This window comes from Pseudoalteromonas gelatinilytica, assembly GCF_001641615.1.
Lineage (GTDB): Bacteria > Pseudomonadota > Gammaproteobacteria > Enterobacterales > Alteromonadaceae > Pseudoalteromonas > Pseudoalteromonas gelatinilytica.
In genome coordinates, this window is sequence record NZ_LRRU01000010.1 from 33839 (window position 1) to 56624 (window position 22786).

Genomic DNA, 22786 nt, shown 5'->3' on the forward strand with positions numbered 1-22786 from the left:
GTGAAGGGATACGGTTTAACTTACAAGTTTAGTCGTTAAACGACGCTTGGTACTCTGGATCTGCCTGCAAGGCAATGAATTCAGCCTTTGAGATAATAGTCACTGATTCATGTAACTCAGAAAAAAACACCATGGCTTCACCACTTTTAAGCTGTTGATGAACCTGCGCTACTTTGCTTTCAATACTAAACTCTTGTTCGCCGTAATCAGTGCCTTCACGTAACACATAACTTTCGATTAAATTATACAGAGTCTCTTTATCTAGGCGGTCGTGAGGAATGATCATAGCTGCTCTTTTTTAACTAATTGTTGAAAATACTCAGGCACAATTCGTTCAAGCCAATACTCGGGTTTAAAAGGGTTTTTACCGCAAATAAAGCCGACATGGCCACCTTGTTCTGAGATGCGCAGCGTAACATGTTCACTGACATCTCCGCTATCTGGCACGGCTTTTATTGATAACATTGGGTCATCTTTGGCGTGCACAATCAGTGTAGGTGTTGCAATGCTTTTTAAAAACGGCTTAGCACTCGCTTGTTGATAATAATCTTCAGCGCCCGCAAAGCCATGCAATGGTGCCGTGAGCATATTATCGAATTGCCATAAGTCATCAATCGCCATAAGTTTTTCTGGCGTTAGGCTAATTTGTTGTTCGATTTGTGGCAGCTTTCTTTGCATCGACTTTTTCATCCGGTCGAGCAAATATTTTTGATAAATTTTACCCAAGCTTTTACGAATAACTTCGCAAGATGAAGATAAATCAAACGGTGCAGATACAACGGCAGCACCTGTTAAGTTCGATTTAGCACCTTGCTCACCTAAATACTTTGCCAGCACATTACCACCTAATGAAAAGCCCACTGCAAATAACGGGCGTTTTGGAAACTTGATCTTAAGATGGTTGATGAAAAAACGCAGATCTTCAGTTTCACCGCTGTGATAAGCACGTGCCAAACGGTTAACTTCGCGAGAGCAGTTTCGAAAATGCATTAAGACCACAGCAAAGCCTTGCTGCTTAAGTTTTTTCATCATGCCTTTAGCATAAAAGCTATTTATGTTGCCTTCTAAGCCATGCAATACAATAGCGAGGGGGGCTTGTTCGTTATGAGGTGTTGCCCAAGCCAGTTCTAAAAAGTCACCATCAGGAGTATCGATTGTCGATAAGTCGTAGCGGGTATTATGAAAAGGGCGAAAAAAGCGCGGCATTATGGTTTGTAAATGGCGATTGCGCATCCACCACGCAGGCTTAAACTCAGGTAACATAGCTGACACTTTCGAAACAAAATAAGCGCCTATTGTAGCAAGTTTTTGCTTTTTGAGAACCGCTACAAGATTTTAGCTGAATGTAAATAAAAAGCCCCTAAACAATAAATTGGATAGGGGCTTTGTGCGTCGTGCTTAATTCTTATTTAGGAACTTCTGCGTCGTGAATTTTCTTAATAAAGAAACCAACGTAGAAAAGGCATAAAACGATAACAACTGCCAAAATGCCGAATGACATAAATAAAACTGGGTCGCTAAAAAAATCTCTGAAGAATACGTTCATGGTTGTGCCTCCTAATGTCTATGGGTTAATCATAGGCTGGCTTGAGGACGGCTGATATGATCCAGATCAAGCAATTTTCCTGATGCTAAATAAGCCGATTTAATAGTTGATTTGGATCAAGTTTATTAGGGCAGTTCAAATTTTTAAGCAGAGCGAGAGGGGGGTCTTGGTAAAAGTCAGTATTTAGCCTGCGCTAAGCGCTAACTCTTTTTGCTAAACATGTCATCTGTACTATCTTTTCTAAATCCAACTTGCAGGAGAGTAAGATGTATTTAGTTAGACTGATTTACACAAGTGAAATTAGCGATGGGTTTGGGCCTAATGACATCGAAGATATTCTTGAGAAAGCGAAAAAGAATAATGCTGAATGCAATGTAACAGGGTTGCTGTGTTTTAATAGCACACATTTTCTGCAGTGCTTAGAAGGATCTCGTAAAGCGGTCAATGAGACTTATCATCGTATTCTTAATGACACTCGCCATCGCAATATAATCATGCTTAATTACTGTGAAATTGTTGAGCGTGAATTTGAAAATTGGTCAATGGGCTATATACCTTATTCAAAACTTACAACCCCATTAAACTTAAAGTACTCTGGTAGCAGCGAATTTAATCCATTGGCCATGTCAGCTGGAAGCGCCCATAAACTTATGTTGGCTTTACGGGACTCGTTGCTCACACATACTATGTAATGCTTGCAAGTGTCACTACAGTGACACTTGCTCACCTTCATTCAATATGTAAAGGGGAACTTGGCTGTTCATCTGCTTTTGCATGTGCAGTAATCTCAATAATGCAGAGTGACTTGAATGGTCGCCCATTTGCCAGCTTGAGTTGCCGTAACCCCATGGGATCATCACTTTACAACTTAGCTCCTCAGCAGCGTTTAAAGTGTCTTCTGGCGTTGTGTGAACATAGCGGTACCACTTACCGTTTTCTTCATGATAATAAGAAGCGATGGGCATTAAACATACATCAATCTCGCCATATTTTTGCTTAATATCCTGAAAATGTTTTGAATACCCAGTATCGCCAGCAAAATATAATGTTTTTCCATTTTGCTCAAGTAACCAGCCACTCCATAAATCTTTGTTGTGGTCATCGTAGATGAAAGGCACCATGATACGGCTGCTAAAGTGATGGGCTGGCACCGCATGAATCGTTAAATCATTAATCTGTGTACTTGCGTACCAGGCCATTTCTGAAATATCAAAGCCACCTGTTGGGAAGTTATCGGCAAATCCTAATGGCACTAGATAGCGTGGTTTGTTACCAATTTCTTCAATATCGGCTTTGTTAAAATGATCATAGTGAATATGTGAATACAGTACCGCATCTAAGTCATTAATTTCAGCTTGTGAGGGCCAAAAACCTGGCTTGCGATAAATACCGCCTGCGAGCTTAAAGGCCAAGTCTACGGGCGAATCAAATTGCTCTTTGACTGGATCAAACAAGAGCTGTTCACCATTGGGTGATTGAATATAAAAACCAGCATGGCCTAGCCAGCGAACTGTAAACCCTGAGTTGATTTCTGGCACATGTTGTTCTGCTTGAAACTGGCATTGTGAGTTGCTGTCGTCGCAAATAAGCAGGTCTGATTCTGCATAGCAATTATCAGTGCAGGTTGTTGGGTATTCTTTATCCCCGGGGTAAAGGTTGTGGTAGCGACCTTCGTACTCCCCCTCGGTTTTTAATGGCGTGATGGTGCCTTCACCGGCAATAACATTGACCTTATTAGGGCTGCTACAGGCTGTTAAAAGTGCTGCTGCAATAAGTGTTGAGAGTGTTTTTAAATGCATACCATGCTTACTTTTTATTCTTTGCCATGAGTTTAGCAAAATAAGATTTAAGATAAATCATTAAAAAGTAACAAGAGATTACACAAAAAAGCCTACGTTTAAGTAGGCTTAGTAAAAAATAGTGCGGGCTAATTAACCTGCTTTATTCATTTGCTCAATGAACTTATTAGAGTCTTCAATAGATTTGTTCATGTCGTCCATTAACACTTTAATATCGCGTTTAAGATTAGTGAACTCACCTTTGATGGCAGAAACTGCTTGCGCGTTTAAGTTATGTTTTAAATACAGAACGTTGTCATGTAAAGACGATAACACGGGTTCCATCTTGCTTTCAGCGCTGCGCATTGAGCGTAGCAGTTGGTCAAACTGGCGTTTAGTTGCATTAAGCTTTTTGCTGCTTTCACGTTTTAGTGAGGCACTTTTATATTGCTCAAGTTCATCAGCCCACTCTTCAAATAACGCTTCGGCTACATCTTCAACTTTATTGATGTTGCTTGTTACGTCGTTTGCTGCCGCTAGGCTCGACTCGTAATCATCATTCAGTTGATTGTAGGCATCTTGTAGTTCACCACCATCAAAATTGATAAGCGTGGTTAATCTGTCTAATGCTGATTGAAACTCTTCTTGTGACTCTTGTTGTGCTTCTTTTGTTTCTTCTACGCGGTCCACTAAAATGTCGCGTTTATGCACACCGACAGACTCCATGGCTGAGTAATAAGCTGACTGACAGCCTGATAATGCCATTGTTACTGCAAATAGTGGTGCACTTAAAAGTGTCAGTTTTTTCATTGAGAATCCTTTTTAGGTACCTGTCATTTCAAATTATGTGGTGGATTGCTATGATTATCAAAACATTTTAGCAGAAATTAGATTCTATGGATGAGAAGCTCACTCGTTATAAGCTGCAAATAAGCATTTTCTTAAAGCAACAGCCTGCTTGGTGGATGCAGTATCTTAATCGTTGTATTGACGATCAAATCACTGTCAATGCGGGTTATTTGGCTTATGTAACCTTATTATCAATTGTGCCGTTAGTGGCGGTAGGTGTGGCTATTTTTTCTGCTTTTCCGGGTTTCGAAAGCACCTTGGTAACCATAGAAAACTTTTTGTTTACTAATCTTGTGCCAACTTCGTCAGATGTCATTAAAGAGCATATTAGCGCCTTTGCCGGTAATGCGAATAAAATGACTGCCGTCGGTGTGGGCTTTTTAGCGGCGGTATCTTTGCTGCTTATTCGCAATGTCGATGCCACATTGAACCGGATTTGGCGAATCAAGAAAAAACGCCCTATGATGATTTCGTTTGCTGTTTATTGGATGGTACTGAGCTTAGGCCCTGTACTATTAGGGGCAAGCATTGGTGTTACCTCATACATCGTGTCTTTAGTGTCATTTGCTGATCAAGGAATACCGGGATTTAGTGGCTTTTTATTGAAATTATTACCTTACATAATTTCAATGGTTGGCTTCATTATGCTCTATACTTTAGTTCCTAACACACGAGTTCCATTTAGAGCGGCAATTCCAGGCGCTTTGTTTGCAGCTATGTTGTTCGAGCTGACAAAGAAAGGCTTTGCTTTGTACATCAGCCACTTCCCATCATACGAAGTAATTTATGGTGCACTGGCAACGATCCCAATTTTGTTTGTATGGGTGTATTTGTCATGGGTTGTCGTATTACTCGGTGCAGAATTTACTGTTTGTATCAGCCCTGAAAACATTGAAGACACGCCTGATATAGAAGTTTAAATATACTGCACCTAAGGAGAGCGAGGTGCAGTTACATCCACATTATATTGCCAACCGTGACTATCATTTGAGTGTTGGCGATGGTCATCAAATTCATGTGCAAGAGTATGGGGCCACGACAGGTATCGCTGTGGTGCTATGTCATGGCGGGCCCGGTGTGGGTTTGTGTCCTGAAAATTGCCGCTTTTTCGATTTAGAACGTTTTCGGGTGATCATGTTCAGCCAGCGTGGCTGTGGTCACTCAACTCCTCATGATATCTCTCAAAATACCACCTCAGAGTTAGTCGCCGATCTCGAGTTTTTACGCAATCAGTTGGGCATTGAAAAGTGGCTAGTGTGTGGTGAGTCTTGGGGGGCAACCTTAGCGCTCGTATATGCAATTAAGCACCGAGAACACATTTCGGGGCTTATTTTACGTGCCAGTTTTTTAGCTTGTAACAGTGATTTTGAATGGCTTTACACAACAAAAGGAGCCGGTGCGCATTTCTATCCTGAATGCTTTAATGAATTTGCACATGATTACACTGATTGGCATGCCTTACTCGACTTTTATCAGCAACAACTAAACAGTGATGATCAAATTAAAGCCAGTAAATTTGCCAAGCTGTGGTGTCATTGGGAGCAGGTGTTATGTCATGGTGAGCCCTTAACAAACTGGGGGTTACAAGAGCCTCATGTTGGGCTAAATCAAGCAAGGTTAATGGTGCATTATTTTCGTCATCACTGTTTTATTGAAGAGGGCTATATCGCAGAAAATGCGCATGTCTTAACGCATCTACCCATGTGGTTTATTCATGGCCGTGCCGATTTGATCTGTCGCTATAGTGCCGTACAGCAGCTTGCTGAACAGTTAAATGCGCAATTATTGATTTTAGATGGCATTGGGCACAGTAGCGATAATCAGGTATATTTGGCGGCAATGCGACGTGCCGCAGATTTAATGTATATCAAGTTATCGAGGGATCAATGCAAGGCTTAATTCAAAGAGTAAAACAGGCAAAAGTAGAAGTGGCAGGCGCAGTAGTCGGTGAAATTTCACAAGGTATTTTGCTGCTATTAGGTGTTGAAAAACAGGATACCGAGCAAAGCGCTCAAAAGCTTTTACACAAAGTCAGTAATTACCGTATTTTCACCGATGAACAAGGAAAGATGAATTTAAGTTTGAATGATATCAAAGGTGAGCTTTTAGTGGTTTCGCAGTTTACGTTAGCAGCCGACACTAAAAAGGGCATGCGTCCGAGCTTTTCAAGTGCTGGCACGCCAGAACAAGCTAATACGCTCTATGAGTATTTTATCGCAGAAGCTAAAAAAGCAGGCTTAACAGTGGCTACAGGGCAATTTGGTGCTGATATGCAAGTAAGCCTATGTAACGATGGTCCCGTTACTTTTAATTTATCTGTGTAACAGACAGCTACTTTTTTATCATCACGATGTGGTTCACGTAGTCGGGGATTTTTACAATGCTTGGCCGTTTACCGAATTCAGTGATCAGTAGGTGTTCAAGTTGTTTTAGCTGCGATGGGTGATTAGATAAAAAATTAATGAACAACAAGCCATCTTTGGCCATCGCTGCTCTTAGTTTGGTGTAAAACTGGTGTTTGTATAAAAATAATGGCGCATCTACCTCACTGAATAAATCTAGGATAATCCAATTGTATTCGTTGTTTTGCTCTAACACTTGCTGAGCATCAAAACAGTGTAGGTTATTAGCGTGATCGCCCCCAAAATAGCGTTTATAGCAGTGAATTATGTCGGGGTTTTTATCTACTGATGTCAGTTGGCTATCAGGGTAGGTGTGCTGTAAGTAATTACGAATAGCACCACCACCTAGCCCTAGTTCTAAAATCTTTTGAGGTTCGTCTAGGTCTTGCCAAAGTTTTGCAAGGTATTGTAAGTGTGGGAAAAGTAATCTAGCAGGGCGGCGTTTTTCGATAACGGATTGCAGGGTTTCGTTGATCAGTAACCAACGTAATTGGTTAAGTTGCCTAACTTGAATACTGTAATTGCCTTGCTTATGCCAATAAATGAGTTGCCCTAATCGGTGACAGTCCTCAATAAAACTATGTTTTACTGCGCCACTGGGTTCAAGAAAATGTTCCATATTTCGGGCCTTTAGCAATATCATTATAAAAATAAGACAATTATTTCAGCATAGACCAGTAGGCATAAAGTGCAATTGTGCATTAGTTTTTACAGCTAAGAATAATAATTTAGGCTGGGTCACCAAAGTATTATTCCAACTTGTTAGAAGATAGCGTATCGTAATTCGCATTCAAAAGGCCATGAGAAAAACAACAGACAGTGGCTGAATTATCACAGGAGTTTTTATGTTTAAAGTGACCACCCCACAAAGCAGCGAAGATTGGCAAGCGTATTATTCATTACGTTGGCAGGTTTTAAGAGCACCTTGGGGCGAGCCGCGCGGTTCTGAGCAAGATGACTTGGAGCAAGACGCAGAGCACCGCTTTATCAAAAATAATAACGGCGACGTATTAGGCGTAGCTCGCCTGCATTTTAATAATCACAAGCAAGCGCAAGTTCGATATATGGCGGTCGCTGAAGGTAATCGCAACCAGCATATTGGTAGCCGTTTATTACATGAATTAGAAAAAATAGCATGGACTCAAGATGCCGACGAGCTGGTATTGTTTGCTCGTGAGCGAGCTCTTGATTTCTATAAGCGCCATGGCTACGAAGTAAAAGAAAAAGCGCACCTTGCTTATGATGATGTTCAGCACTGGAAAATGGTAAAACAAAAGCCGTCTGAGCCGGGGTGGTTCCGTCATCCAAACTGGACACAAGTGCTGCAAAATACGTGGCGTGAGTCGATCCCAATCAGTGATGCGATGGGCATTAAAGTAGAAAGCTATACCGATTGGCAGTTTACTACTCGCGCTGACTTAGATGCGAACTTAAACCTTCATAACACCATGTTTGCTGGCTCGATTTATAGTTTAGCGACTTTAACAGGGTGGGGCGCAACTTACCTTGCACTAAAAGAAGCAGGGCTTGAAGGGAATATCGTGTTAGCTGATGCCAACATTAAATACCTTAAACCACTGAATAACGACCCTCGTGGTAGTGTTGAGCTGGCTGGTTGTAAAGGCAAGTTAGCGGAGTTAGAAGACAGTGGTAAAGCAAGCTACCATGTGCCAGTGAATGTATACGATGGTGATGTGTTAGTGGCAGAATTTGAAGGTCACTTCATCGTTAAAAAATAACGACTATTTAGAGCGAGCTAACTAAAGCTCGCTCTTTATCAGTTAAAGTAAGTCAGTTAATAGAATACCCACACCAAAACGTTCAATATCGGCGTTGTAATCAATTAAGCTTTCGCCATAACCATTAAAGTATTGTGCGTAACCACGTAATCGGCCCCAAAGAGGGAAAGACCAATCTAATTGGATTGCACCGCGGTTATCTGAATTTAAGTTATTACGGGTCATAAAGCTAAATTCATGCTCGTTGTAACGGTATGCACCCGAGAACTCAAAGTAACCCATGTATTTGTAGATATCTGGATTATCATCGCCACGGGCTTCGATCTCATCGTCTTTTTTGTCTTCAGGAATGCGGTACCAAGGCTTAAAGCTAAATACAAAGCCATCTTTTTCCCATAAGAAATCCGCATAAATACGGTTCCATGAACGTGAATTTGGCTGGCTGCGGCCATTCGATTGATGTGAGGCACCAATTGCAATTGCCATTTCATCGCCCCAAAGCACATGCTCAGGGTCGAGGTAGTTCACCCAGAATATCTCAGGTTCATAATTCGTTTCACGAAACGGTGATGAAATATCTTTGTTATAAAACTGCCAAAACGATTGCATGGTAAATGCAAAAAATACGCCTTGGTCTTTATCTGAGAAGCCTTCGAAGATAGGCACTTTGATTGATAGTTGATATTTTACTTCAAGATTATCAAGTGGCTCGCCATCGACTTCTTCAGCGAGGTCTTTTAGGCCATCAAAAGGGCGCTCATTAGGATTGGATACGTAAGACAGCGGCAATATATAGTTACGCTTATGTGGGGTGATCACATTACGGTTTTTCTTACTTACTTCTTCACGGGCTTTACGTTTTTCAAGAGCGGTGAGCTTTTTGCTCTCGTCTAAGTCAGAACATTTTTTACGAAGTTCTTCGAGTGTTTGTTTACCGTCACCGCCAATAGCTTCGTTCAAAATACACTGCTTTACGAGTTCTAGCGCGTCATCTTGTTCGTTAGTTTGTGGTTGTTCAGTTTGAGCAAATACAGGTACAGAAAATAAGCCAGCGGCTGCCAGCCAAATGCGCCATCCCATTGCAGTTCCCTTTCAGTAGACTTGTAAGTAGGTATAATTATAACGATTTTTACATAAGTAACCGTGAACTTGTACTGAATTGTTGAAATTTTAGGTAAATAGAGAGCCCCAAGCTAAGCTTGGAGCCCTGCTGTAACGGCCTAAGGGCATAAGCCGTCGACTCTCACGCAATGAGAAGGAATGAGCTTATAGCTCAAATACGTTGGTAAAAAACTTATAAAGTTCAGTACCTTGATTCACGCTTGCTGAAGCAAAATGCAAAATAGCGATGGCGTCTTTATCAAAACTTAATGTTTGTAGGGGCTGCTCAGAAAGGTAGCGCTCCATTCTTAAAATACGGGCGATAGGCTCACCTGCTTTAATATGGCCACCCAGTGGGGCAAGGTATTCAACCATGCCACCCATAGGGGCGTAGTAAGCTATATAATCTTCAAGCATACAGGCATAGCGTGTCATCGCTTTTGGTTGGTGCGCAGCATCAACTAATACCTGTTTGTGATTGAGGTAACTTAAAATGCTATTTGCATCATCAAGTGCTGCACTTAAATCGATTTTTTCTTGGCTACCTAGCTCAACGGTGAATGCTTCGACTTGAACAGCGAATTCACGGCCTTGCTTGCCAAGCTCTTCAGATAGTGACCACCATGGACAGAAACTCGCTTCATCCATCGCGCCATCAAAATCACTTGGGATCAATAGCACATGTTCGATGTTAAAGTAGCTCGCGCTGTCTTTGGCGTATTCAGGACAGTATAAGTGCTGACTTGAGATAGGCCCGGTGTGAAGATCTAAAACAATATCAGCCTGATGAGCAAGCTTTTGCAAGTTAAGGGCAATACGCTTACCCGTTGGTAGGCTGTAATCTGGGCCCGTTAATTGACTGTCGATGTCAGCAACGAGTGCCTGTTTAAACGCCGCTTTAAGGGTCGCATCATCACTGTCTTTATACTGTTCAGCAATCTGTGACGGTAACGCTTTATTAAAGCGGTACATACGGTTCCAGTTGGTGCCAGTAATTGGATCGAAGCGACCTAAAGTAAACTCACCTGATTTTTGGTTGCAGCCAATAGGGTTGGCATAAGGCACTAGGGTAATATCGCCACGCAGCTTGAGTGATTTTAGCTGCTCAAGCAATTGATAAATTACGGCGTTACCTTGTACTTCAGCGCCGTGCATATTGGCTTGTATATACACGTCTGGCCCCGTGCCATCGCCTTTTAAGCGATACACTGGGATTGTTAGAGGTAGGCCGTTTGCAATCTCGCCAACAACAATATTCTCTTGGCTGATTAATTCTTTACTCATGGTGATTACCTTAAATAATAGCTGGCATCTTCAGCGCTACGGATGCACTCAATATTGCCTTGTTCAAGGATGTATTCAGCCGCTAATTCGTGGCATAGAAAGTACGGCATACTTTCGGTAAAGCCATACGCGCCACATTGGCTGAATACCAACCAGTCTTGCTCATTTAAATCGCTCGCTAATTGGTGCTCACCTAAGCAATCAAGGGCGGTGCAAAGTGGCCCGTATAAAGTCATTGCTGCAGGCTCAGCCGTCGATTCGCGTAGTAACGATGCAGGAAAATCTTGGCTTGTCACAGCTGGGCGAAGTAAATGGTTAATACCGCCTGATAAAATGACCTGCTGTTGATTGTAATTTACTTTACGCTCAACAACTGGCGTTGCGTAATGGCCGCATTCGCCCACCGCATAGCGGCCAAGTTCCATCCAAAGCTCATTAACACCGGCATCTGCTTTTATGCTCGCTAGGGTCTCGATAAGTGCAGACCAATCAAGTCGGTTAGCATCTTGAGTATAAGGAATGCCTAAGCCACCCCCTAAGTCGAGAATATTAAGATTAATGTTTAATGAGCGTGCTAGCTGTTGCAGTGGCGCAATCATCGCGCGCCATAGCTCGGCGAGCTTGTCAGTGCTCAGCATATTGCCCCATTGGAAAATATGCAGACCATCAAAGCTAAGAGCAGGGTAATCACTTGCAGTGAGTGCTTGCCACTCATCACAGCCCAAACCAAAAGGGGTAAGGCTATCACCACCAAGTGGGTTCTTTTCGCTGTCTGGCCAACGAAGTTGTACACGCAATAGAACTTGCAGCTGACAATTTGTTTTTGTTGCTTGTTCGTTTAACCAGCGAACTTGGTTAATGCTCTCGGCCACAAAAGTACGTACGCCGCGAGCAATAAAATGTGAAATTTGTGCAGGGCTTTTTGCAGGCCCTGTGTTGAGCACGCGCTTGCTATCGATGCCTTGGGCAAGTACTTGCTCAAGTTCACCTTTACTTGCAACATCAAAGTTAAACCCTGCGCTGTCTAAACATTGAATAATGCGAGACAGTGGGTTGGCCTTAACGGCATACCAAAGTTTTACATCGGTTTGTGCAGTCAGTTGATTTAAATGTGCAGTTAATTTATCTAAATCATAGATAAAAAATGGCGTATCAAGATGCGTTGAAACTTGTTCAACCGCTTGCTTGATAGGCGTGCTCAAAAAGCTCATTAACGTAAAACCTCTTCTAACAGTAATGATGCATCGCTTTGTTCGTCACGGTATTTCACGATCAATGCACACGACATGCTTAGACCTTGTTCACGACCCCATGCATTTGAAGCTGGACGAGAGCCTGGGATCACAATCGCGTTTTCTGGAATTGCTTCACCTTTGTCTAGCTGGCGCTCGTTAACGCAATCGTAGACAGGAATGGTTGCCGATAAGCGAACACCCGGCGCAAGTACAGCACCTTTTTTCACAACCACACCTTCAACAATAACGCAGCCTGCACCGATGAATGCGCCATCTTCAATAACCACAGGGCTGGCACCAATTGGCTCAAGTACGCCACCTAATTGTACTGCCGCACTTAGGTGAACATTTTTACCCACTTGTGCACATGAACCCACTAATGCGTGGCTGTCGACCATTGTGCCTTCGTCGATGAATGCGCCAATATTTACATACGCTGGTGGCATGATAATGGTGCCTTTGGCAACGTGTGCGCCACGACGAACACTGCTACCACCTGGTACCATACGCACGCCTGCATCTGCTGCAAAGCCTTGTGGTGCTAAGTTGTGCTTATCAACAAAACCACCCGGGAACTCGGTATTTGTACCATTCTTAAAGGCTTCTAAAATGCCTTGTTTAACTTCAACATTGGCGTGCCAGTTGCCGTTCTCGTCTTGTGTTGCTGCGCGAACTTCGCCTGATTCTAAGTTGTTTAATAATTCTAACCAGCTCATGATAAAACCTGTTTTTAGTTCCAAGATAAAATTGTGTTGTTTGCGTGGGTGATGCTGTCTGTTTGCTCAAGCTCTAAATGTGTAAGCGGCGGACGTAAATGCGGGGTATTTATTTTACCTTGCAGGTGCATCAGTACTTTTACGGGGATTGGATTTGCTACAGCGAATAAACTTTGGATTGCTTGCGACCAATCGGTGAATAGATTTGGGTATTGACCACTTAAACTGCGTTTAACAAACTCATGGGTTTGAATCGGCCAAGCATTCGCGGCAACCGAAACTAAACCTTTGGCACCAGCTTGAGCAAAATACGGCATAAGTGCATCATCGCCACTGAAAATGGCTAATGTTGGTGATGCCGTTCTAAAGCCTTCAAATTTGCTAATGTCGCCACTGGCCTCTTTTAAAGCCCAAAGGTTTTTGTGTTCAGCAAGGTTTTTGATCACCTGCGGTGAGATCTCAACTGCGCTACGTCCTGGTACGTTATACAACATACAAGGGTGATGGCTTGCGTTGAGTAGGCTTTCAAACCAATGTGTTTGGCCAACAACCCCAGGTTTTGCATACAGAGGTGAGCCCAATAGATAGCCATGAATAGGTAGTTGGTTGCAGTATTCAACCCAAGCAACTTGTTGCTTGAGGTTCATGCCGCCCACAGCAACCATGAGTGGTACAGTCGGTGCTAATTGGCAAACATGCTCAACAATGGCTTGTTGCTCTTTGAGTGAAAGCGCCAGTCCTTCACCGGTACTGCCAAGCAATAAAATGCCGTTATTTGCATCTTGCTGCTCAGCGACCAGTTGTTCAAGGGCCGTGTAATCGACCTCGCCAGATTCAGAAAATGGCGTGACAAGCGCTGTCCATAATGGATAGTCGTTTAAATCAAAATTGTTGATCATCTCTCACGAACTTATAAGGTATTCGAAGAGTTTATGCGGGAGCAATTGAATGGAGCCGCATGTCGTCATTCGAACAAGGTATAATTCGAAGAGCGAATGGGCTTAAAATAATAAAGACGCAACGGCCTTATTATACTAAGACCAGAAGCTCTCCACCAAACTAATCAATAGCGTTTTGCTATTGTTGGTGACAGTCGCTGGGATTCAGCCCAGTCGCCCGAAATAAGCACCTCACAAACGGTGTTACTTCTCGGCGTTAATTCCCCTCACGTATGATCATCAGAGTCTGTGCTCTTCCCATACGCTACCTGAATAACGCACCTCTTCCAGCCCTTTATGCTCGCTTCAAAGGTTAAAGCCAACATAGTTAAATAGGGTATTGGCGGCGATTAAAGCATTTTAGCCATCTAGGTGTCAAGGCGAAGGATTTGTTTTTTAGTGACCGATTTTGCAACATGGTTACGTATAACCGTGTTTTTACGTACACTTAGCGTTAACCAAATAAATTGGAAAAATGATGGAAAAATTCAACGATATTTATCAACGAGCCGTATCTCGAAAGGGCAGTGAAGAAATGCTGCATGCGCTGTTATCAAACCCGCTCGATGATACTGATATTGCCAAAATGAATGACGATTTATGGTTAGAAGAGTTTACGCGTAAAGTATTTCAAAGCGGCTTTTATTGGTCTGTAATCAATAATAAGTGGGCTGGTTTCCGTGATGTGTTTTGGGATTTCAGCGTAGAAAAATTATTGATGATGCCACCGGATATGCTTGAGCAAAAGGCCAGTGACGAACGTATCATCCGAAATTTCAAAAAAGTACAAACGATCCCTGAAAATGCGTACATGATCCACGAAGTTGCTGAGAAACATGGCAGCTTCAGTCAATTTATCGCAGATTGGCCAACTGACAAAATTATTGGTCTGTGGGCTTATCTTAAAAAACATGGCGCTCGATTAGGAGGCAACACTGGCCCTTACGCTTTGCGAGCGCTTGGTAAAGATACCTTTTTGCTTTCTCGCGATGTAGAAGCCTACTTGCGTGCCCATGAGTTGATTGATGGCGGCTTACAAACTAAAAAGTCATTACAAGCGGCGCAAGACTTCTTCAATGAATTACAACAGCAAAGTGGCTACAGCCTGCAGGCACTTAGTCAGCTCGTGGCTTATGGTGTAGGTGATAACCGCGTAGGTGTCGCAACACGTTAAGGACAGTTATGAAACTGCAAACTCGATACACAGATATTAGTGAACTACTTGCGATTAAAGATATGCCTAGCGCCGTTGCTGAGCCGCAATTGCTGCTCTTCAATGACAAGCTCGCTGATAATTTTGCGATTAATCACGACAGCGAATTTTTAGCTAAATTGTTATCTGGTTCAACGATAGATAACGACGTTGCACCAGTTGCACTTGGTTACTCAGGTCATCAATTTGGTCATTTTTCACCGCGTCTTGGTGATGGCCGAGCACATTTGCTTGGCGCTATTGCAGATAAAGATGGCACATTGTGGGACTTGCAGCTAAAAGGCGCTGGAGCAACAGTATTCTCGCGCGGTGGTGATGGTCGCTGCGCCATAGGCCCAGCAGTACGAGAGTACATCATGAGTGAGGCGCTTTATGCGCTTGGCATCGCAACTACACGCTGTTTAGCTGTGGTTACAACTGGTGAAACGGTATATCGTCAGCCACCTCGCCCGGGTGCAGTTGTTACTCGCCTAGCTAAAAGCCATATCCGTGTTGGCTCATTTCAATACTTAGCCACACAAGGGGATATCGAAGGGCTAGAAAAGCTCGTTGATTACGCAATTAATTGTCATTTTCCTGACATTAGCAGTACGGGTGAAAAACGCTACATTGAATTTTTAACTGCCGTACTCGATAAGCAAATTGAGCTGGTTATCAGCTGGATGCGAATTGGCTTTATACATGGCGTGATGAATACCGATAATACCTTGATTAGTGGTGAAACGATTGACTATGGTCCTTGTGCGATGATGAATCAGTTTGACCTAGACACGGTGTTCAGTTCAATTGACCATCAAGGACGTTATGCATTTGGTAATCAACCCAATATTGCCAATTGGAATATTGCACGTTTGGCTGAAAGCTTAATTCCGTTATTTGCTGATCAAGAGAGTGCCGTCGAAAAACTCTCGCCGGTAGTGAATGGCTTTGCAGCTAAATTCAATGATGCATTTAATACTATGTGGCAGCAGAAATTAGGATTAGCAGGTCAGCAAGAAGGCGATCATGCTTTAGTTTCAGAATTGCTGAGTTTAATGAAACAACATCAGCTTGATTATACCAATACTTTCAATGCGCTTACTGAATCTTTAGTGAGAGACTTTGCTATTGACTCTCAACTTAAAGGGTGGGTTTCAAAATGGAGGTTAAGAACATCTTCTGAAAGTTACAGCACAATGCGCGCTGTTAATCCTGCAGTCATTCCACGCAATCATAATATTGAAATGATCTTGGCTGAGTATGAACAAACAGCTCAAAGCGTTTCACTTGATGAGTTTATGAAAGTCATCAAAGCTCCATATAAGTATGAGGAACAATTTGCTGCATGGTATCAACCTCCGAAGGAAGGTGATTGTAATTACCAAACTTTTTGTGGTACTTAAGGGTTAATCTTTATGGTTGATAACAATTGTAAATGCTCATTTTTTAAAATCTAAGTGTTCGTTGATTGAGCAAGCTAGCCGCCAGTGTTATGATTTATATCAATAAAATAGCACTAAAGTTTTGCTTTTTAACGAAAATTTACAAATAAAGTTGCTTTCAACTTGTTGATTTAAAAATAACCAATATAATAATGTAATTGGGAATGGACTTTTATCGGTTTTGAAGTCAGTAGATTGGGCTGAAAAGCGGCTTTCACCTAATCATAACAAAGCGATCTAAAGGCATTGTTATGCAAAGTTATTTAGATAACCTATTATTGGGTAATTGACTGAAATTACTCGGCAAGATTTTTGTTCTGTACCGAGTTCGTTAAGTTTTGATTAACTATTAGTCGACTACTCTGTTTAAACTGATTGAGCTGGTTCAACTTAGCTACAATTTTAATTGTGAAAATGGGAAGGAAACAATGAAATTAAAATCACTTACTATTGCTTTAGCACTTGCTGCAACTAGTGCTTCAAGCTTCGCTGCCGAAAAGCAAGGTTTCTACATCGGCGCATTTGGCGACTACTATGACGCATCTTGGGAAGACGTTCGTGACTTTTCAGCTGGCGGCCTAAATGTAGATGATTCTACAGGTTGGGGCTTAGAGCTTGGTTATCGTTTCAGTGATTACTGGAGCGCTCGTTTAGAATACGCTGATATGGATTTCGACTACAGCGTAGATTTAAACGATGGCACTACAATGAGTGGTTCTGAAAGCGGCAAGCGTTACGGTATCGACGCTTTATATCACTTAGGTGGTGGTCCATTCTACGGTATTTTCGGTCTTAAAAATCTTGATGCGGTTGACGAAGATCTAATGTTCGCAAACGTGGGTGCTGGTTACCAACACTACTTCACAGATAATTTCGCATTTAACGCTGAAACATCTTTATACCAAGGTCTTGACCGTGGTTACACAGATGTTGGCGCTAAATTAGGCCTAAGCTACATCTTTGGCGCACAAAGCTCTGCTTCAGAGCCAGTTGAACCTGCTCCAACAGTTGTTCCTGTTGCAGTTGAGCCAGTTGATAGCGATGGCGATAACATCCCTGATGCTGATGACCAATGTGCAAACACGCCAATGACTGACGCTGTTGATGGCACTGGTTGTACATTATATGAAGATCGTGAAGTAACTAAGAGCTTACTAATCACGTTCCCTAACAACACTTCTAAAGTATCTCAACAATACTTAGATGATATTGACCGCGCTGCTAAGTTCTTAAAAGAGCACCCAGGTACTGACGTAGTACTTGAAGGTCACACTTCATCAGTAGGTAAAGCTGACTACAACAAGTGGTTATCTAAGAAACGTGCTGATGCCGTTGCTAAGAAACTAATCGAAGACGGTATTGACCCAATGCGTCTTACTACTGTTGGTTTAGGTGAAGAACGCCTTAAAAACCCTGCAAATACGCCAGAAGCTCACGCTGAAAACCGTCGTGTTGAAGCGAAAGTAACTGTAATTGAGCGTGTTAAAGTAGAGCGTTAATCTAACCCTTTACGAAAATTTTAAAAACCCAGCCTAGTGCTGGGTTTTTTTATTTCTAAGACTTAAAGTAAGTAGATAGGAATGATTCTTAATAAATATTCATTTGAATAGCGTTTTTTTCTAGTACTATTCATGGTATTTATAGTGAATATAAAGTGCCTAACCACAGCATGGATTTTCATCTATACTTAAAAGCTTTATAATTAACCGTCAGAATACTATAAGTACTGGGTCTTAATTGGTATTTAGCTTAATACTACCGAGTACTTTCACGTCACCAAGAGGGCAATATTGTGCTACAAGAATATCGTAAACACGTAGAAGAACGTGCCGCGTTAGGTATCGTACCAGCGCCACTAGATGCTCAGCAAACGGCTGATCTTATTGAATTAATCAAAAATCCACCGGCAGGCGAAGAAGAGTTCATCGTTGATCTTCTAGTTAACCGTGTACCACCGGGTGTTGATGATGCGGCTTATATCAAAGCTGGTTTCTTAGCTGCAGTTGCAAAAGGTGAAGCGAGCTCTCCACTTGTATCAAAAGAAAAAGCAGCTGAGCTACTTGGTACTATGTTAGGTGGTTACAACATCGCACCTATGATCGAGCTTTTAGATGACGAAGCGTTAGCGCCAATCGTTGTTAAAGGTCTTTCAAACACATTATTAATGTTCGACGCTTTCTACGATGTAGAAGAAAAAGCGAAAGCAGGTAACGAATTTGCTAAGCAAGTGATCGCGTCTTGGGCAAATGCAGAATGGTTTGTAAACAAGCCTGCAGTTGCTGAAAAAATCTCAGTTACCGTATTCAAAGTAACTGGTGAAACAAATACAGATGACCTTTCTCCTGCGCCAGATGCTTGGTCACGTCCAGATATTCCATTACACGCTTTAGCTATGCTGAAGAACGAACGTGATGGCATCAACCCTGAAAAACCAGGCGAAGTTGGTCCAATCTCACAACTAGAAGAGCTTAAAACTAAAGGTTTACCTCTTGCATACGTGGGTGATGTAGTTGGTACGGGTTCATCTCGTAAATCTGCAACTAACTCAGTACTTTGGTTCATGGGTGATGATATTCCTTTCGTACCAAACAAGCGCGTTGGTGGTGTATGTTTAGGTGGCAAAATTGCTCCTATCTTCTTCAATACAATGGAAGACTCTGGTGCATTGCCAATCGAGCTACCTGTTGATGAGCTAAACATGGGTGACCAAATCGATATCTTCCCTTACGAAGGTGTTGTAAAGCGTCACGGTACTGATGAAGTAATCTCTACTTTCTCTCTTAAATCAGACGTAATTCTTGATGAAGTGCGTGCTGGTGGTCGTATCCCACTAATCATCGGTCGTGGTTTAACTGACAAAGCGCGTAAATCTCTAGGTTTAGAAGCAGAAGATATCTTCCGCAAACCAGCTCTAGTTGAAGATTCTGGTAAAGGCTTCACATTAGCGCAGAAGATGGTTGGTAAAGCATGTAACATGCCTGGCGTACGTCCTGGTCAATACTGTGAGCCGAAAATGACAACTGTTGGTTCGCAAGATACAACAGGCCCTATGACGCGTGACGAACTTAAAGACCTTGCGTGTTTAGGTTTCTCTGCAGATTTAACAATGCAGTCTTTCTGTCATACATCAGCTTATCCTAAGCCAATTGACGTAAACACTCACCACACACTTCCTGATTTCATCATGAACCGTGGCGGTGTATCACTGCGTCCTGGTGACGGTGTAATCCACTCATGGTTAAACCGTATGTTATTACCAGATACAGTAGGTACTGGTGGTGACTCACATACTCGTTTCCCTCTAGGTATTTCATTCCCAGCGGGTTCAGGTGCGGTAGCATTCGCAGCAGCAACAGGTGTAATGCCTCTTGATATGCCTGAGTCAATCTTAGTACGTTTCAAAGGCGAAATGCAGCCAGGTATCACATTACGTGACCTAGTACATGCGATCCCTTACTACGGTATCAAAGAAGGTCTTCTTACAGTTGAGAAGAAAGGTAAGATCAACGAATTCTCTGGTCGTGTACTAGAAATCGAAGGTGTTGAGCACCTAACAGTTGAGCAAGCGTTCGAGCTTTCTGATGCATCAGCTGAGCGTTCAGCTGCAGGTTGTACAGTTAAACTTTCTAAAGAGTCTATCGCTGAATACCTTGAGTCAAACATCGTAATGCTTAAGTGGATGATCTCTGAAGGTTACGGCGATGTTCGTACTATTGAGCGTCGTATCACAGCAATGCAAGAGTGGTTAGCTAACCCAGAGCTTATGGAAGCTGATGCAGATGCAGAGTACAAACACGTACTTGAAATCGACCTAGCAGACATCAAAGAGCCAATCCTTTGTGCACCAAATGACCCAGATGATGCGCGTCTTCTTTCAGACGTTACTGGCGAGACAATCGACGAAGTATTTATCGGTTCGTGTATGACTAACATTGGTCACTTCCGTGCTGCAGGTAAACTACTAGATGGTTACAGTGGCCGTATCCCAACTCAACTTTGGGTTGCACCACCAACGAAGATGGATAAAGACCAACTTACTGACGAAGGTTACTATGGTATCTTTGGTCGTGTAGGTGCACGTATCGAAACTCCAGGATGTTCACTGTGTATGGGTAACCAAGCGCGTGTTGCTGATAAAGCAACTGTTGTGTCTACTTCTACGCGTAACTTCCCTAACCGTCTAGGTACTGGCGCAAACGTATTCTTAGCATCTGCAGAACTTGCAGCAGTAGCAGCAATCCTAGGTAAACTACCTACACCTGCTGAGTACCAAGAGTATGCAGCTAAGATCAATGCAACTGCAGCTGATACGTATCGCTACCTGAACTTCCACCGTATGCCTCAATACACTAAAAAGGCAGACCAAGTAATCGTTCAGCAAGCCGTATAATTAGTAATAATTTAATTTACTAGTATAAAAGCCCGCATTTAGCGGGCTTTTTTATTAAGTTTTTGTTCAGTTTGGTTTGTAAAATTAATACATTTGTCTACACTGATTGTTGTGAAAAGTTAACAGTTGTAACTTTGTGTTTAATGTTGTAACCAAGGAAGGTAAGCATCATTTCTTGGCTGCATAGATTTTGCAAATCAAGGAATTGAACAATGAAAGCACTTCTTCTTTTACTCCCTCTCAGCGGTTCGGCTCTTGCTGTTAACCCCTCTTTTAGCGAAGTTCGACTCGGTTTTGAAACGATTAGCTACAGTGAAACACTCAATGATGTAGCGGGATTTGGAAAGCTGAGTCAATCAATTGATGTTACTAACCCCGCAATACGACAGATATCATATACAGGGATTGATGATACATGGGGCTTTTATATTGAAAGCGCAGCAACAATTTCGACTGAAATTGAAACTGAAACTTGGCACTTGGCTGAGTTTGGCGATATTCAAGAAAATGCATTTAAAACGAAAGCGAATGAGATTGGTTTTAAAGGCGCATATAACTTTTCAAAAGCGATACAATTCACCCTAGGTACCAAGTTTTTTACGTCGAGTTTTACACGTTCAAATTTTGCCTTTGTGCAGCCTGGTGCAGCGGCATTTGATGAGGCACTTATTGCTATCTCAGCGGATCCCGATAACCCAGCACGTTTTACCTTGCCGGGTATGAACAATGCAAACAATATAGGTGACCAACAAGACTACAATTCTCAGCTTCGACCTGTGGTCTCTGTGTCAGAAGATCAAATGGGTATCTTGCTTACTTTAGGTGCTCGTTACGATAGCCGTTTGAAAGACAGTTTTAATAAATACAGTTGGTATGCCGAAGCTGAGCTGAGTACGCCAATGTACTCAGAAATTCAAAACACCCAATTTGAAACAACCACGCTTACCGACAGCTTTAATGGCTGGGGAGTGTTGGGGAGAGTGGGACTGCGTTATCAAATAATGTCGCATATTGCGTTAATGGGCGGTATTGATGCGCAATACAAGTCTCGCGATATTGTGACCAAGAATCTTGAAAATGGTCAACGTCTGCGCGTGCCTGAAGTTGAATATAGTAATGTGTCATTTGCCGTTGGTTTACAGTGGAGCTATTAATGAACAAGTTAGTCATTGTTAGCTCGATATTCATTTGTGCTTTATCTGGATGTAAAACTATTGATTCTGTACAGCAAGATTTAGGTTCTCTAGCTAGTAGTATTACCGGCGAAGAAGCAACACCTGAGCAAATACGTGCAGCATTTGATAAAGCCCAAAGTGTCTTCCAAGAAGCCCTTAGTGCTTATAATCAAATAGATGCAGATAACCTAGCGCAATTTGATGAGGAGCGTGTAACTAAGGCTCGCAAAGTATGGGCGGTGCTAGAACCTGAATTTAATGAACTACGGTTAGCTCCTGAATATGCGCTAAAAAGCGCGTCACTATTTTCATCGGATACAGTTTCAGATGAAATCATGTCTCAAAGTCAGGAAGTCATTTCGTTGGTTGCTGAAGCGCAGCTTGCTAAGCAAAGGATCACTTCTGTTTTACAGCCAATAAGAGATGAGTTTGCAATTTTAGATCAATTGGATGCGGAAACCTCTTATGAGAAGCGTTATCGAGAGCTAGATAAGCAACATCAGCAATTAAAGGAAATGCTCATCGATGGACAAGAGCAACAAGTTGCTGAATATGTACCTAAGCTATTAGGACAACTCATTGATTTAGAAAAAGACGCCGTTGTGCAGTTTTATTTTTCTCAGTATATCGAAAAAATTTATGCAATAGCTAATTCCAAAAAAGTCGATATTTTTCCGACTGTTTATCAGGACGTTCGCAAGCAATTAGAACAAGGCGAAGCATACAGCAAAGCGAACTATCGTGAGTACGAGCAAATTAAACAACAAGCAGCATTATTGTCACTGCAAATAGATCGTATTGATAGCCTCTATGCTGAGTACTTGGAGCAAAAAGCGGCTATTGATAAAGACACCGTTGAAGCACACATGCTGAGTCTAGAAAGTGAAATTTATGCACTGACTATGGCAGCAGGCTTAGGCGACCTTAGAGGCCTGCCATTCCAAGAGCAGCTTCAGCAAGTAAGAAAAGCAATTAATTGAGTAAACCAAGAGCCACAGT

General features: G+C 42.3%; 22 protein-coding genes and 1 riboswitch. Of the genes, 11 read left to right on the plus strand and 11 right to left on the minus strand.

Features of this window, described 5'->3' with window-relative positions; translation table 11 throughout:
- Positions 1–28 precede the first annotated feature (28 nt).
- The 3 genes from NH153_RS04720 to NH153_RS21715 form a co-directional block, all read right to left on the minus strand.
- The gene (locus NH153_RS04720) at positions 29–286 is read right to left on the minus strand and encodes a YheU family protein (RefSeq protein WP_063701522.1); all 258 of its coding nucleotides are present in this window, start codon (positions 284–286) and stop codon (positions 29–31) included.
- Positions 283–1263 carry a hydrolase gene (locus NH153_RS04725; RefSeq protein WP_063701524.1) on the minus strand — a complete coding sequence of 327 codons (981 nt, stop codon included), beginning with the start codon at positions 1261–1263 and terminating at the stop codon, positions 283–285. The genes NH153_RS04720 and NH153_RS04725 overlap by 4 nt, the downstream gene beginning before the upstream one ends.
- Before the next feature lie 142 nt (positions 1264–1405).
- Positions 1406–1546 carry a DUF3149 domain-containing protein gene (locus NH153_RS21715; RefSeq protein WP_119852677.1) on the minus strand — a complete coding sequence of 47 codons (141 nt, stop codon included), beginning with the start codon at positions 1544–1546 and terminating at the stop codon, positions 1406–1408.
- A 266-nt stretch (positions 1547–1812) separates the two neighbouring features.
- Between NH153_RS21715 and NH153_RS04730 the strand changes: the two genes are divergently transcribed.
- Entirely contained in the window at positions 1813–2238 is a 426-nt protein-coding gene (locus NH153_RS04730) for a BLUF domain-containing protein (RefSeq protein ID WP_063701526.1), read from the plus strand.
- Between the two features lie 15 nt (positions 2239–2253).
- Here the strand turns inward: NH153_RS04730 and NH153_RS04735 are convergent, their stop codons facing one another.
- Both NH153_RS04735 and NH153_RS04740 read right to left on the minus strand, forming a co-directional pair.
- On the minus strand, positions 2254–3345 hold the full coding sequence (locus NH153_RS04735) for an MBL fold metallo-hydrolase (protein ID WP_063701528.1): 1092 nt from the start codon (positions 3343–3345) through the stop codon (positions 2254–2256).
- A gap of 132 nt (positions 3346–3477) precedes the next feature.
- Positions 3478–4134, minus strand: a complete 657-nt coding sequence (locus NH153_RS04740) for a DUF2959 domain-containing protein (RefSeq protein ID WP_063701530.1) — start codon at positions 4132–4134, stop codon at positions 3478–3480.
- 86 nt (positions 4135–4220) lie between these two features.
- Between NH153_RS04740 and NH153_RS04745 the strand changes: the two genes are divergently transcribed.
- Genes NH153_RS04745 through dtd form a run of 3 tightly spaced genes read left to right on the plus strand, consistent with a single transcriptional unit; the run spans position 4221 to position 6497 of the window.
- On the plus strand, positions 4221–5093 hold the full coding sequence (locus NH153_RS04745) for a virulence factor BrkB family protein (protein WP_063701532.1): 873 nt from the start codon (positions 4221–4223) through the stop codon (positions 5091–5093).
- Positions 5094–5118: 25 nt separating this feature from the next.
- A complete protein-coding gene (locus NH153_RS04750; protein ID WP_063701535.1) occupies positions 5119–6072 on the plus strand; it encodes an alpha/beta fold hydrolase in 954 nt (317 codons plus the stop codon).
- Positions 6060–6497 carry a D-aminoacyl-tRNA deacylase gene (dtd, locus tag NH153_RS04755; protein WP_063701537.1) on the plus strand — a complete coding sequence of 146 codons (438 nt, stop codon included), beginning with the start codon at positions 6060–6062 and terminating at the stop codon, positions 6495–6497. Before NH153_RS04750 ends, dtd begins: the two co-directional genes overlap by 13 nt.
- A gap of 7 nt (positions 6498–6504) precedes the next feature.
- On the opposite strand, the gene NH153_RS04760 is transcribed toward dtd, so the two are convergent.
- Positions 6505–7194 (minus strand): spermidine synthase, encoded by a 690-nt coding sequence (locus NH153_RS04760; protein ID WP_063701539.1) that lies wholly within the window; start codon positions 7192–7194, stop codon positions 6505–6507.
- A 226-nt stretch (positions 7195–7420) separates the two neighbouring features.
- On the opposite strand from NH153_RS04760, the gene NH153_RS04765 reads away from it, so the two are divergent.
- Positions 7421–8314, plus strand: coding sequence for a bifunctional GNAT family N-acetyltransferase/hotdog fold thioesterase (locus tag NH153_RS04765; protein ID WP_063701541.1), 894 nt, complete (start codon positions 7421–7423; stop codon positions 8312–8314).
- A gap of 42 nt (positions 8315–8356) precedes the next feature.
- Here the strand turns inward: NH153_RS04765 and NH153_RS04770 are convergent, their stop codons facing one another.
- From NH153_RS04770 to dapA, 5 genes are all read right to left on the minus strand, one after another.
- Complete coding sequence (locus tag NH153_RS04770) at positions 8357–9394, minus strand: phospholipase A (protein WP_063701543.1); 1038 nt, start codon at positions 9392–9394, stop codon at positions 8357–8359.
- A 186-nt stretch (positions 9395–9580) separates the two neighbouring features.
- Positions 9581–10699 carry a succinylglutamate desuccinylase/aspartoacylase family protein gene (locus NH153_RS04775; RefSeq protein WP_063701546.1) on the minus strand — a complete coding sequence of 373 codons (1119 nt, stop codon included), beginning with the start codon at positions 10697–10699 and terminating at the stop codon, positions 9581–9583.
- 5 nt (positions 10700–10704) lie between these two features.
- On the minus strand, positions 10705–11910 hold the full coding sequence (locus NH153_RS04780) for a PLP-dependent decarboxylase (RefSeq protein ID WP_063701548.1): 1206 nt from the start codon (positions 11908–11910) through the stop codon (positions 10705–10707).
- A complete protein-coding gene (locus NH153_RS04785) occupies positions 11910–12650 on the minus strand; it encodes a 2,3,4,5-tetrahydropyridine-2,6-dicarboxylate N-succinyltransferase (protein ID WP_063701551.1) in 741 nt (246 codons plus the stop codon). Before NH153_RS04785 ends, NH153_RS04780 begins: the two co-directional genes overlap by 1 nt.
- Positions 12651–12664: 14 nt before the next feature.
- The gene (dapA, locus tag NH153_RS04790) at positions 12665–13549 is read right to left on the minus strand and encodes a 4-hydroxy-tetrahydrodipicolinate synthase (protein WP_063701553.1); all 885 of its coding nucleotides are present in this window, start codon (positions 13547–13549) and stop codon (positions 12665–12667) included.
- Between the two features lie 137 nt (positions 13550–13686).
- Positions 13687–13883: riboswitch (Lysine riboswitch) on the minus strand.
- Positions 13884–14066: 183 nt separating this feature from the next.
- Between dapA and NH153_RS04795 the strand changes: the two genes are divergently transcribed.
- The 6 genes from NH153_RS04795 to NH153_RS04820 all read left to right on the plus strand — a co-directional run bounded on the left by NH153_RS04795 (position 14067) and on the right by NH153_RS04820 (position 22767).
- Positions 14067–14762 carry a DNA-3-methyladenine glycosylase I gene (locus tag NH153_RS04795; protein WP_063701555.1) on the plus strand — a complete coding sequence of 232 codons (696 nt, stop codon included), beginning with the start codon at positions 14067–14069 and terminating at the stop codon, positions 14760–14762.
- An 8-nt stretch (positions 14763–14770) separates the two neighbouring features.
- The gene (locus NH153_RS04800; RefSeq protein ID WP_063701557.1) at positions 14771–16183 is read left to right on the plus strand and encodes a protein adenylyltransferase SelO; all 1413 of its coding nucleotides are present in this window, start codon (positions 14771–14773) and stop codon (positions 16181–16183) included.
- 467 nt (positions 16184–16650) lie between these two features.
- Positions 16651–17721, plus strand: a complete 1071-nt coding sequence (locus NH153_RS04805) for an OmpA family protein (RefSeq protein WP_063701559.1) — start codon at positions 16651–16653, stop codon at positions 17719–17721.
- Between the two features lie 293 nt (positions 17722–18014).
- Entirely contained in the window at positions 18015–20612 is a 2598-nt protein-coding gene (gene acnB / locus NH153_RS04810) for a bifunctional aconitate hydratase 2/2-methylisocitrate dehydratase (RefSeq protein ID WP_063701561.1), read from the plus strand.
- 212 nt (positions 20613–20824) lie between these two features.
- Positions 20825–21766: a hypothetical protein gene (locus tag NH153_RS04815; RefSeq protein ID WP_063701563.1), complete on the plus strand. Its 942-nt coding sequence runs from the start codon at positions 20825–20827 to the stop codon at positions 21764–21766.
- Positions 21766–22767 (plus strand): hypothetical protein, encoded by a 1002-nt coding sequence (locus tag NH153_RS04820; RefSeq protein WP_063701565.1) that lies wholly within the window; start codon positions 21766–21768, stop codon positions 22765–22767. Before NH153_RS04815 ends, NH153_RS04820 begins: the two co-directional genes overlap by 1 nt.
- Positions 22768–22786: the final 19 nt, after the last annotated feature.